Annotated in this window: 6 protein-coding genes; 4 read left to right on the plus strand and 2 right to left on the minus strand. The window is 73.1% G+C overall.

The window, feature by feature from the left end:
• Window positions 1-55 precede the first annotated feature (55 nt).
• On the minus strand, window positions 56-1,390 hold the full coding sequence (gene gabT / locus RM812_RS04815; RefSeq protein WP_311571119.1) for a 4-aminobutyrate--2-oxoglutarate transaminase: 1,335 nt from the start codon (window positions 1,388-1,390) through the stop codon (window positions 56-58).
• Between the two features lie 256 nt (window positions 1,391-1,646).
• Between gabT and RM812_RS04820 the strand changes: the two genes are divergently transcribed.
• From RM812_RS04820 to RM812_RS04830, 3 genes are all read left to right on the plus strand, one after another.
• Window positions 1,647-3,800 (plus strand): ATP-binding protein, encoded by a 2,154-nt coding sequence (locus RM812_RS04820; RefSeq protein WP_311571120.1) that lies wholly within the window; start codon window positions 1,647-1,649, stop codon window positions 3,798-3,800.
• Between the two features lie 142 nt (window positions 3,801-3,942).
• Entirely contained in the window at window positions 3,943-5,640 is a 1,698-nt protein-coding gene (locus RM812_RS04825) for a PucR family transcriptional regulator (RefSeq protein ID WP_311571121.1), read from the plus strand.
• A gap of 288 nt (window positions 5,641-5,928) precedes the next feature.
• A complete protein-coding gene (locus RM812_RS04830; protein WP_311571122.1) occupies window positions 5,929-7,374 on the plus strand; it encodes an aldehyde dehydrogenase family protein in 1,446 nt (481 codons plus the stop codon).
• A gap of 76 nt (window positions 7,375-7,450) precedes the next feature.
• Here RM812_RS04830 and RM812_RS04835 read toward each other — a convergent pair whose 3' ends face one another.
• The gene (locus RM812_RS04835) at window positions 7,451-10,300 is read right to left on the minus strand and encodes a glycoside hydrolase family 3 C-terminal domain-containing protein (RefSeq protein WP_311571123.1); all 2,850 of its coding nucleotides are present in this window, start codon (window positions 10,298-10,300) and stop codon (window positions 7,451-7,453) included.
• A 390-nt stretch (window positions 10,301-10,690) separates the two neighbouring features.
• Here RM812_RS04835 and RM812_RS04840 point away from each other — a divergent pair, with 390 nt between their 5' ends.
• Window positions 10,691-12,379, plus strand: coding sequence for an extracellular solute-binding protein (locus tag RM812_RS04840; RefSeq protein ID WP_311571124.1), 1,689 nt, complete (start codon window positions 10,691-10,693; stop codon window positions 12,377-12,379).
• Window position 12,380 lies beyond the last annotated feature (1 nt).

A 12,380-nucleotide genomic window follows, 5' to 3' on the forward strand; every position in this document is an offset into this window, starting at 1 on the left:
GTGCTCGCCCGGGCTCTTGACCGGGTACTTGCCCGGGTGCTCGTGACGGTGTCGCTCAGAGGCTCGAGAACCCCTGCTCGATGATGTCGAGCCCCTCGTTCAGCAGGTCCTCGCCGATCACCAGCGGCGGCAGGAAGCGCAGCACGTTGCCGTAGGTGCCACAGGTCAGGACCAGCAGGCCCTCCTGGTGGCAGGCCTTGGCGAGCGCCGCGGTCGCCTCGGGGTTCGGTTCCTTGGTGTCACGGTCCTTGACCAGCTCGATCGCGATCATCGCCCCGCGGCCCCGGACGTCGCCGATGATGTCGAACTTCTCGGCCATGGCGGTGAGGCGGGACTTCATGATCGCCTCGATGTTCTTCGCCCTGGCGTTGAGGTCCAGCTCCTTCATCGTCTCGATGGCACCGAGCGCGCCCGCGCAGGCCACCGGGTTGCCGCCGTAGGTGCCGCCCAGGCCGCCGGAGTGCGCCGCGTCCATGATCTCGGCGCGGCCGGTGACGGCGGCGAGCGGCAGACCGCCCGCGATGCCCTTCGCCGTCGTGATCAGGTCAGGGACGATGCCCTCGTCCTCGCAGGCGAACCACTGGCCGGTGCGGCAGAAGCCGGACTGGATCTCGTCGGCGACGAAGACGATGCCGTTGTCCTCGGCGAACCGGCTGATGGCGGGCAGGAAGCCCTTGGCCGGCTCGATGAAGCCGCCCTCGCCGAGCACCGGCTCGATGATGATCGCGGCCACGTTGTCCGCGCCGACCTGCTTGGTGATCTGGTCGATCGCCTGGGCGGCGGCCTCCGGACCGGCGTTCTCCGGACCGGTCGGCCAGCGGTAGCCGTAGGCGACCGGGACGCGGTACACCTCGGGGGCGAAGGGACCGAAGCCGTGCTTGTACGGCATGTTCTTCGCGGTCAGCGCCATCGTCAGGTTGGTCCGGCCGTGGTAGCCGTGGTCGAAGACGACGACCGCCTGGCGCTTGGTGTACGCGCGGGCGATCTTGACGGCGTTCTCGACGGCCTCGGCGCCGCTGTTGAACAGGGCCGACTTCTTGGCGTGGTCGCCCGGCGTCAGCTCGGCCAGGGCCTCGGCGACGGCGACGTAGCCCTCGTACGGCGTCACCATGAAGCAGGTGTGGGTGAAGTCGGCGAGCTGCGCGGCGGCCTTGCGCACGACGGCCTCGGCGGAGGCGCCGACGGAGGTCACGGCGATGCCGGAACCGAAGTCGATCAGGCGGTTGCCGTCGACGTCCTCGATGATGCCGCCGCCCGCGCGCGCGGTGAAGACGGGCAGGACGGAGCCCACACCCTGCGCGACCACGGCTGTGCGGCGGGCCTGCAGCTCCTGCGACTTCGGGCCGGGGATGGCGGTGACGACGCGGCGCTCCTGCGGAAGTGCGGTCATGGGGGCTCCTGGGTCTTGCGGGATCTTACGGACGCTTGCCTTCTTTTCTCGCAGGCTAGGACCGGGGCCGGGGAGTGGGCATGCTCCATGTGGGCGTTGTCCGGGGTGTCGGTTGTCCGCGATGGACAGGTGGTGGATGCAGCCACATGTGGACACGTCGCCGCGGGCCCGGCCGCGTAGCGGTGAACTCCCCTTGGGAGGGCGTTAGATTGGCTCGCTGATGGTGGTCGGAGCGGCAGGTCAGGGGGCAGGGGCGATGGACGGCGACGGGATGCGGGACACGCGGGGTACGCATGCGAATCCTGTGCCGCGTCCGGCGGGGCCTCCCGAGGTGCCCGCGGACGCGCCCGCGGTGCCGCCGCGGCCGACGCGGGCGCCCGGGACACCGCCGGCGCCGGGCGTGCCGCCGCTGCCGGACGGTTCGGCGTTCCTCTCCTGGCTGCGCACCCCGCGCCCGCAGGCGCCGCCCGGCGTGTGGCGGTTCGGGCACCGGCCGCGGCCGGACGAGGAGCCCGAGCGGGTTCCCGGGCGCCAGTTGCTGAGCGGGGCGCTGATCGCCTTCCTCGTCGGCTGGCTGATCTGGTCCCTGTTGTGGAACGGCTACCTGGGCGGCTGGTGGCTGCTGCCCCTGTACGCGATGATCCCGGACTCCTGGGCGGAGCCGCACAGCATCGGCGCGGTCGTGGTCGTCTACGCCTACTACGTGCTGATCGCCGGCGTCATCATGGTCGGCGTCGGCCGGCTCGGCCGCTGGGGTGAGATCTGGCGGCGCTACGGCCCGCCCGCCTGGCGCCGTGCCGCCCCGGGCGGCGGGCCCCCGCCCGCTCCCGAGGAGGACCCCGCCGCCTGGCCCGCGCTGCGCGCGGCCGGCGCCCACGACGCCGCCGAGCGGCTCGCCGCCGACGCGCGCGCGGGGCTGATGCGGGACGTCGACCACGCCCGCATCACGCGCGCCTGGCAGGGCGTGCGCAACGGCCGGCACAGCCTAGCCACCTTCACGGGCGCGGTACTCAGCCACGGCGCCGGCGCCTGCCCGCACCCGTCCGGCGCCCGCGACCTGCCCGCCCGCCAGGCCCGGCACGACCTGGTCACCGGACAGGTGCGGATCGGCACGTCCGCCGACGACGCCCGCAACCCCTACGCCTACCGCGGTACCGGCCTCGCCCTCGGCCCCGACCTGCTCGGCACCTCCCTGCTCGCCGTCGGACCGGCGGGCTCCGGCAAGACCGGCAGCGTCGTCCGGCCGCTCACCGAGTCGCTGTGCCTGCACGCCCTCGCCGGCCGGGCCGCGGTCGTCGTCGTCGGCGCGGCGGGCGCCGGGATCGGCCCGGCCGACGCCTACGACGTCGTCGTACGCATCGGCAACCCGGACTCCGTCTACGACCTGGACCTGTACGGCGGTACGACCGACCCCGACGAGGCCGCCGGCGTGCTCGCCGAGGCCCTCGTCGGCGACCTGGCCGACCCGCAGGCGGGCGGTGACACCCGCCGCTCCACCACCGTCCTCGCCCAGCTCCTGGGCCCCTTCCGCGCGGTGCACGGACGCTTCCCCGGCGTACCGGAGCTGCGCCGGCTGCTCGACGGGACGCCCGAGCCCCTGGCGGAGCTGCGCCAGGGGCTGCGGGAGGCCGGACAGGAGTCGCTGCTGCGCGAGCTGGACGCGCGCGAGCGGCAGATGGGGCACCCCGGCGACGTCGGCGGCGTGCTGGCCGACCGGGTGGCGCTGTTGGACCGGCCCGCCTTCGCCTCCTTCTTCGGCACCTCGGGGCAGTCGCGGCCGTTCTCGCTCAAGGCCCTCGACCACCCGGTGCGGGTCCGCATCGACCTGCCCGAGCGCGGGCACGCGGACGCCTCCCGGATGCTGGCGCGCCTGGTGCTCGCCCAGTTCACGGCGAGCGTCTCGGTACGGGAGGACCGGTCGTTGTTCGCCTGCCTGGTGCTGGACGACGCGAGCGGCGTGGTGACGCCTCAGGCCGTGCGGGGCGTGCAACGGCTGCGCTCCGCGGGTGCCGGCGTCGTGCTGACCCTGCGCACCCTGGACGACGTACCGCGCCCGTTGCGCGGCCCGCTGCTCGGGGCCATCGGATGCCGGATGGCGCTGTCCGGGCTCACCCCCTGGGACGGGCAGGACTTCGCCGAGGTGTGGGGCAAGGAGTGGACCGAGGCCCGGGACGTCACCGACCGGCAGATCATCGCCGAGACCCCGGCGGGCAAGGCCGTGCACCTGCTGCGCAGGGTGATCACCGGGAAGGCGCCCACGGCACGGGCGGTGACCGTGCGGCAGGTCGAACGGGAGCGCTGGTCGGCCTCCGAGCTGGCGCACGCGGTGCCGCCGGGACACGCGGTGCTGTCGCTGACGACCGTCAAGGGGGAGCACGCGCCGCCGCTGCTGGTGGACCTGCGCGGCTGACCCGTCCGGGGCGGGCACCCGGGACCGTACGGTGAGGCAGAATCGGCACAGGCCGTTCATACGCCGCGGCCAAAAGATCACGGACACTCACACCGCAGACACCGCACCCACCCCTGACGAAGATCCGAAGGCCCAGGCCCCCATGCCCCCCACGCTCGCCTCGCTCGTCCACCACTCCGCGCTCAAACTGACCGTGCGCGCGGGTGAGGACCGCCTCGACGTGCCGGTGCGCTGGGCCCACGTCAGCGAGCTCGCCGATCCCGTGCCCTACATGGAGGGCGGGGAGCTGCTGCTCATCACCGCCCTCAAGCTGGACGCCGAGGACCCCGAGGTGATGCACCGGTACGTGAAGCGGCTGGCGGACGCCGGAGTGGTGGGGCTGGGATTCGCCGTCGGCGTCAACTACGACGACATCCCCGAGGCACTGGTCGAAGCCGCCCGGCGGGAGGACCTGCCGCTGCTGGAGGTGCCGCGCCGCACCCCCTTCCTCGCCATCAGCAAGGCCGTCTCCGCCGCGATCGCCGCCGACCAGTACCGGGCGGTCACGGCGGGGTTCGCGGCCCAGCGCGAGCTGACCAGGCGGGCGCTGACCGACGGACCGGAGGGCCTGCTGGCCGCGCTCGCCGCGCAGGTCGACGGCTGGGCGGCGTTGTACGACGCCTCGGGCGCCGTCGTCGCCGCGGCGCCGGAGTGGGCGGGCCGCAGGGCCGCGCGGCTCACCGCGGACGTGCGGCGGCTGCGTGAGCGCCCCGCACCGGCCTCCTCCGTCGTCGGCGGAGCCGAGAACGGGGAACACCCGGAGAACGCCGACCGGGTCGAACTCCACTCCCTCGGCACCTCCCGCCGGCCCCGCTCGGCCCTCGCCGTCGGCACGGCCGCGCCCCTCGGCACCGCCGAGCGCTACGCCGTCCACTCCGCCATCGCCCTCCTCACCCTCACCACGGAACGCTCGCGCTCCCTGCACGCGGCGGGCCAGCGCATCGACGCGGCCGTGCTGCGCATGCTGCTGGCCGGCGAGCCGGACCACGCGCGCGCGGTCGCCGGGGACCTGTACGGCGACCTGCTGGACGCGCCCTTCCGGATGATCGTCGCCGAGTCGGCGTCGGCGGCCGCCGCGCGGGTGCACGCCGGCCCCCACGCGCGCGTGCCGGCCGCCAAGGCCAAGCCGTCCGCCGCTCTGCCGTCCGCCGCCCTGCCCGCCGCCGACACGGGCGGCGACCCGCTCGGCGCGCTCGCCGAGGTCGTGGAGTCGGCGGCGGCCCGGTCCGGCGAGGCGGTGCTGGTCGTCCCCGAGGGCGAGCGGCTGGTGGTGCTGGCCACGGACCGGGGCGCGGCCGTCGCGGCCTGCGTCGAGTACGCCGCGGCGCTGGAGACCGGCCGCCCGGCACCGGAACCGAGGCCGGGCCAGGACGAGGAAGAACTGGTCGTCGGCCTGTCCGCCCCGTCCGGACCCATCGCCGCGTCCGCCGCCTACAAGCAGGCCGAACAGGCCCTGTCGGTGGCCCGTCGGCGCGGACGCGTCTGCGTGGAGCACGAACAGCTGGCGGCCGGATCGGTGCTGCCCCTGCTGGCCGACGACGCGGTGCGCGCCTTCGCCGACGGCCTGCTGCGGGCGCTGCGCGACCACGACGCGACCGGCCGCGGCGACCTGGTGGCCTCCCTGCGCGCCTGGCTCTCCCGCCACGGCCAGTGGGACGCGGCGGCCGCCGACCTCGGCGTCCACCGCCACACGCTGCGCTACCGGATGCGGCGGGTGGAGGAGATCCTCGGCCGTTCCCTGGACGATCCGGACGTGCGCATGGAGCTGTGGCTGGCATTGAAGGCGACCTCGCCCGACTGATCAGCCCGTCCGGCGTTTGAGGACGAGGCCGTCAGGCCGAAAGCGGGGGCCCGGGGGCGCAGCCCCAGGGACGGGACGAGAAGGGGCGGCGGGGGCGAAAACCACCGGCCAGGGCTCGCGCCCCCCACCTCACCGGGCCCCACCACCACCCCACCTGGCCACACCGTCGAACAACCCACCCCCACCACTACACCCCGGACAAACGCCCCCCACGGCCCCCCGGCCTACCGTGGACCCGCAACCCCGTACACGCACACACCACCAACGCGGAAGGGCCGGGACTCCACAATGACTTCCACCCACGCCTTCTGGCTCGCCGGCCGCCAGGCCACCGGCGAGACCACCTTCGACGTCACGTCCCCCTGGGACGGCAGCCGGGTCGGCACGGTGAGCCTGCCGACCGACGCCCAGGTCGAGGAGGCCGTGGCCGCCGCGTACGCCGTACGGGACGAGTTCGCCGCCACCCCCGCCCACGTGCGCGCCGCCGCCCTGGACCACGTCAGCCGGCGCCTGGTCGAGCGCACCGAGGAGATCGCCCGCCTGATCTCCGCCGAGAACGGCAAGCCGGTCAAGTGGGCCCGCGGCGAGGTCGGCCGCGCGGTGTCCGTGTTCCGCTTCGCGGCCGAGGAGGCCCGTCGCTTCAACGGCGGTGAGGCCCAGCGCCTGGACACCGACGCGGGCGGCCAGGGGCGCCTGGCCCTCACCCGCCGCTTCCCCAAGGGCGTCGTCCTCGGCATCGCGCCGTTCAACTTCCCGCTCAACCTGTGCGCCCACAAGGTCGCCCCCGCGATCGCCGCGGGCGCCCCGATCATCCTGAAGCCGGCGCCCGCCACCCCCCTCTCCGGCCTGATCCTCGGCGAACTGCTCGCCGAGACCGAGCTGCCCGCCGGTTCCTGGAGCATCCTCCCGGTGCCCAACGACCGCATGCCCACCCTGGTCCAGGACGAGCGGCTGCCGGTCATCTCCTTCACCGGCTCCGAGACGGTCGGCTACGCGATCATGGACTCGGTGCCGCGCAAGCACTGCACCCTGGAGCTGGGCGGCAACGGCGCGGCCGTCGTCCTCGGCGACTGGGCGAGCGACGAGGACCTGGAGTGGGCCGCGAACCGCATCGCGACCTTCTCGAACTACCAGGGCGGCCAGTCCTGCATCTCCGTGCAGCGCGTGATCGCCGACGCCGCCGTGTACGACCGCCTGCTGCCCCGCGTCGTCGCCGCCGTCGAGGCCCAGGTCACCGGCGACCCCAACGACGACGCCACCGACGTCGGCCCGCTGGTCAGCGAGGCCGCCGCCGAGCGCGTGGAGTCCTGGGTCGACGAGGCCGTCGCCGCGGGCGCCACGCTCCTGACCGGCGGCAAGCGGGACGGCGCCTCCTACGCGCCGACCGTGCTCACCGACCTCCCGGCCGATGTCACCCTCGCCCGCGAGGAGGTCTTCGGGCCCGTCCTCAGCGTGCAGAAGGTGAACGGCGAGGCCGAGGCGTTCGCCGCCGTCAACGACTCCAAGTACGGTCTCCAGGCGGGCGTCTTCACGCACGACCTCCAGGCCGCCTTCCGCGCCCACCGCGCCCTCGAGGTCGGCGGCGTCGTCATCGGCGACGTCCCCTCCTACCGCGCCGACCAGATGCCGTACGGCGGCGCCAAGCAGTCCGGCGTGGGCCGCGAGGGCGTGAGGTTCGCGATGGACGACTACACCTACGAGCGGGTGCTGGTCCTGACGGGCCTCGCCCTCTGACCCACCCGAGAAGGCCGACGGCCCGAGCCCACTGTGCGGGGCTCGGGCCGTCGGTGTGCCGGCGTGCTCCGGACCCTCAGCCGGAGAAGCCGACGTGCGCGAGCCGCAGAGAGCCGCGCAGCCTGATGCGGAGATCGTGTACGCCCTCGGCGGCCAGCGCGGCGCCGAGCTCCACGTAGTCGTACGGTCCCGGCGTGGGCGCGTCCGGCGACAGCACCGCCAGGGCCGGGCTGCCGTCGAGGGCGATCTCCACGGCGCCCTCGCCGCCCGCCACCGTCACGGTCACCCCGGTGACCCCGGCCCCGAAGTCGCAGTCGCGGTAGAGCAGTTCGCCAGTCCTGGCCGCCACCGGCGTCACCGCGTCGCCCGCGACCTTCGTCCGGTCGACGATCTCCGTGCCGCTCTGCTCGTCGAAGTCGGCCGCCTCCAGGCCGCGTTCGCGCACCGGGCGCGGCGCGGCGGGCTCGCCGTCGACGGTCACGGTCGCCGACAGGCGTACGTCCTCGCTGGAGGCGCCCACCAGCAGGGCGTACGGGCCCGGCTCCAGCCGCCACCGGTCGTGCGCCACGTCCCAGAACGCGAACGCGGACAGCGGGAGTTCGAAGGACACCCGCGCCGTGGCGCCCGGGTCGAGGGTGAGCCGGCGGTGGGCCAGCAGTTCCCGGCGCGGGCGCGGGACCGACGGGTCCTCGGCGCGGACGTAGAGCTGGGCGACCTCGTCGGCGGTGACCTGGCCCGTGTTGGTGACGGTGAAGGACACGGACACCGCCCCGCCCTCCACCCGGGCCTCGAGGTCCGCGTACCCGAAGGACGCGTACGACAGGCCGTGCCCGAACGGGAACAGCGGCGTCCCCTCGAAGTACAGGTAGGTCTGGCGGCCGCCGATCACGTCGTAGTCGAGCAGATCGGGCAGGTCGGCGTCGTCGGCGTACCAGGTCTGCGGGAGCCGCCCGGCGGGGGAGACGTCGCCGGCGAGGACCCGGGCCAGTGCGGTGCCGGCCGCCTGGCCGCCGTGCGCGGTCCACAGCACCGCCGGGAGCGGCTGGGCGTCCACCGCGTACGGATAGGCGGAGACCAGCGTCAGCACCGTGCGCGGGTTGGCGGCGCGGGCCGCGCGCAGCAGCCGTTCCTGGTGGGCGGGCAGCCGCAGCGTCGTACGGTCCTCCGTCTCCCGGCCGTTGATGTGCGGGTCGTTGCCCGCCACGACCACGACCACGTCCGCCTCGGCCGCGACCCGCCTCACCGCGTCCTCGCCGCGCTCGGTGACGACCAGCTCGAAGACCTCCGGCGCGTCGTCGTCCGAGGCGGCAACCTTCACGCCCTCGGCGCCGACACAGACGTGACGATCCGTCCCCGTGTGCCGCAGGAGGTGCCCGTTCCCGTGGGGTTCCAGGCGGAACGTCTCCTGCACCACCCAGCCGCCGGGCTGGTCGGCGGAGGCGCGGACGAAGCCGTCCTCGGCGACCGACAGGTACCGGCCGTCGGGCGCGCGCAGGGTGAGGACGCCCTCGCCCCAGTCGACGAGCGCGAGTTCGGTCCCGGTGGCGTCGGTGGTCAGCGGCGGCAGGTCGGTGCGGCCGGCGAGCAGTGCCGGGTCGAGGGCGCCCTCGGCGCCGCGCGCCGCGTCGGGGGAGTCCTCGGCGGGAGGCACGTGCAGGAACGCACCGGCGGCGGTCCGCAGCCGGATCCGGTCCACGCCCTCCGCGAAGCTCACGCGCTCGGCGCCGAACCGCTCGTACAGGCCCTCCAGCGGCGTGGAGCGGTGGATGAGCGTGCCGCTGTACCAGTCGAGCTTGCACTCGTCGGCGAGCAGACCGACGACGGCGACGCGGGAGCCGGGGGCCAGCGGCAGGACACCGTCGTTCTTGAGCAGGACGACCGCCTGCTCGGCGGCCTCCAGGGCCAGCGCGCGGTGCTCCGGGGTGTCGAAGTCGGTGGTGGCGGCGTACGGGTCCTGCTCGGGGTCGAACTCGCCGAGCCGGAAACGGACCGACAGCTGCCGGCGTACGGCCGCGTCGATGTCGGCCTCGGTCAGCAGGCCCTGTTCCAGGGCGCCCCGGACGCGCGCGACGATCTTCGAGGAGTCCGTGCCGTGGTCGGTGAAGCTGTCCACCCCGGCCCGCAGCGCGGCGGCGGTCGCCTCCTCGTGGGTGTCGAAGTAGTGCTCGGAGTCGACGAGGTTGGAGGGGGCGCCCGCGTCCGAGCAGACCAGGAGGTCGTCGTCGCTCCAGGCCCGCAGGTGCCGGCCGAGGTACGGGGAGACGTGGTTGGGGCGGCCGTTGACCAGGTTGTAGGCCGGCATCACCCCGGCCACCGCGCCCGCCTCGACGGTCTCGCGGAAGGCGCGCAGGTCGTACTCGTTCAGGACGCGCGGGCGGACGGACGACGAGGACGTGTCCCGGTCGGTCTCGTTGTTGTGCGCCAGCCAGTGCTTGAGGACGGGCGCGGTGCGCCAGTACGTCGGATGGTCGCCGCGCAGGCCGCGGGTGTAGGCGGTGGCGATGGCCGAGGTGAGCTTCGGGTCCTCCGAGTAGCCCTCCTCGTTGCGGCCCCACAGGGGGTGGCGCAGCAGGTTCACGGTCGGGGACCAGACGTTGAGGCCGACGCGGTCGTCGCGGTCGCGCATCGCCCGGGCCTCCCGGGACACCGCCTCGCCGATGCGGCGTACGAGGTCCTCGTTCCAGGTGGCGCCGATTCCCACGGCCTGCGGGAACACGGTCGCCGGGCCCATCCAGGCCACGCCGTGCAGGGCTTCCTGGCCGGTGCGGAAGGCGGCGATGCCGAGCCGCTCGACGGCCGGTGCGAACTGGTGCAGGAACGCCGTCTTCTCGTCGAGCGTGAGCCGCGACATCAGGTCGTCGACGCGCTTCGCGAACGGCAGGTGCGGATCACGGAAAGGCGGCGTGGGCGGCGTGGGTGCGGTCACGTGGAGTTCCCCTTGCGATGGAGCGGCGAGGCGCTTTCGAAGCGCTTCGATGCTCATTCGGTCCAGGGGTGGGTGTCAAGCCACTTGGCCGCATCACCTTCGACTTCTCATCGCAATCCAGGCGTCATATGGGCGGGTTCGGCCGGTCCGGCTCCCCTGATACCTCGGGAAATTCTGGAATCGACTCTTGTGTACCCCCAGGCGTTCACTTAACCTCGCAGCAACATCGAAGCGCTTCGACTCCGAGGCTCCCTCCCGCCAGTGCACCTCCAGGTGCGACGGAAGCCGGGCATTCCTCCGACGACCGCTTCAGCTCAGCCAGTTCCACTGAAGACACCGCAGCCGACGGCCACCGCCGGGTGTCCTGGTGCGCCATGAAGGGTTGACGCAATGACGCCGAACGCCGCCTCCGGTCCCAGCCGGAGAAAGTTCCTCTCCTCCACCGCGGCCGTCACCGCAGCGGTGGCGGGAGGGATGCCGCTGCTCTCCGCCTGCGGCGGGGGCTCCGACGGAGGTTCGCGGGACGGCACCACGTCGGGCAAGGACGCCAAGAAGCTGCTGCCGGCGTACGTGGCCAGCAACGTGGTCACGCCCGACATCCCCAGCAAGAACGGCTCCGCGGTCGGCTTCACCAGCAAGCTCGACATCGCGGGCCTGAAGACCTCGGTGCCCGAGAAGCTCGGCAAGGGCGGCAAGGTCACCGTCATGTCGCCGTTCTGGGGGTCCCCGCCGAAGGGGGACAACGCCTACTACAAGGCGATGAACGACCTCATCGGCGTCGACGTGGTCTGGCAGAACCAGGACGGCAACACCTACGACCAGAAGCTCGGCGCGGTCCTCGCCTCCAGCGAGGTGCCCGACCTGGTGGTCGTGCCCGGCTGGAACATGACCGGCAAGATCCCGAGCGCCATCATCGGCAAGTTCGCCGACCTCGGCCCCTACCTCTCCGGTGACGCGGTCAAGGAGTACCCCAACCTCGCGGCGATCCCCACCGACGCCTGGCAGCGGTCCATCTTCGGCGGCAAGCTGCGCGGTCTGCCGATGCCGTCCTCGTACGTGTCCGGCATCGTGCCGCTGTACCGGCAGGACATCTTCGAGAAGGAGGGCTACGAAGTCCCCCGGTCCTGCGACGAGTTCATGGCGCTGGCCAAGGAGGCCACCAACGCGAGGGCCAAGCGCTGGGCCTGTCTGGACATGAAGTGGACCGCCTTCAACGCCTTCGGCGTGCTCTCCGGCAACGAGAAGTCGCTCGGCTGGAACCAGGTCGACGGCAAGCTGGTCTACCGCATCGAGACCGAGGAGTACCTCGAGGCGCTGGAGTGGACGCGCAAGCTGTTCGCCGCCGGCGTCGTGCACCCCGACGCCAAGCTCGGCAAGAGCAACGCCGCCGACCCCGGACCCAAGTTCGCCGCCGGCGAGTTCCTCATCTACAACCAGGACATGTCGCAGTGGTGGAGCCGCACCGCGGAACAGGCCACCCAGAACCCCGAGTTCAAGATCTGGGGCATGGACTTCTTCGGGCACGCCGGCGGCAACCCCACGCTGTGGGCGCAGAACCCGGCGAGCATCTTCGCCTTCGTCAACAAGAAGGCGTCCGAGTCCGTGATCCGTGACGTGCTGGCCGTCGCCAACGTCACCGCGGCGCCGTACGGGACCAAGGAGTACATGGCCACCAACTACGGCGTCGAGGGCACCCACTACACCGTCAAGGACGGCGTGCCCACCAAGACCGACCAGGGCAACCTCGACGTGATGAACGCCTACGTGATGGTGGCGAGCCCCGCCGCGACCATCGCCCACCCCGACTACCCCGAGGTCGCCAAGGGACAGGTCGAGTGGCAGCAGCGGATGGGCGCCTTCACCAAGAAGCCCACGTTCTACGGCATGCAGATCACCGAGCCCGCCCGCTGGACCAACCTCTCCAACGACTTCGAGCAGCTGGAGGACGACATCGTCCGCGGCCGCAAGAAGATCGGTGACATGCAGCAGGCCGTCTCCGACTGGCGGAGCAAGGGCGGCGACGAACTGCGCGACTGGTACAAGAAGCTGCTCGACGAGAACGGCACGGCGACGAGCTGAC

This window comes from Streptomyces lancefieldiae (assembly GCF_031845825.1).
Taxonomy (GTDB): domain Bacteria; phylum Actinomycetota; class Actinomycetes; order Streptomycetales; family Streptomycetaceae; genus Streptomyces; species Streptomyces lancefieldiae.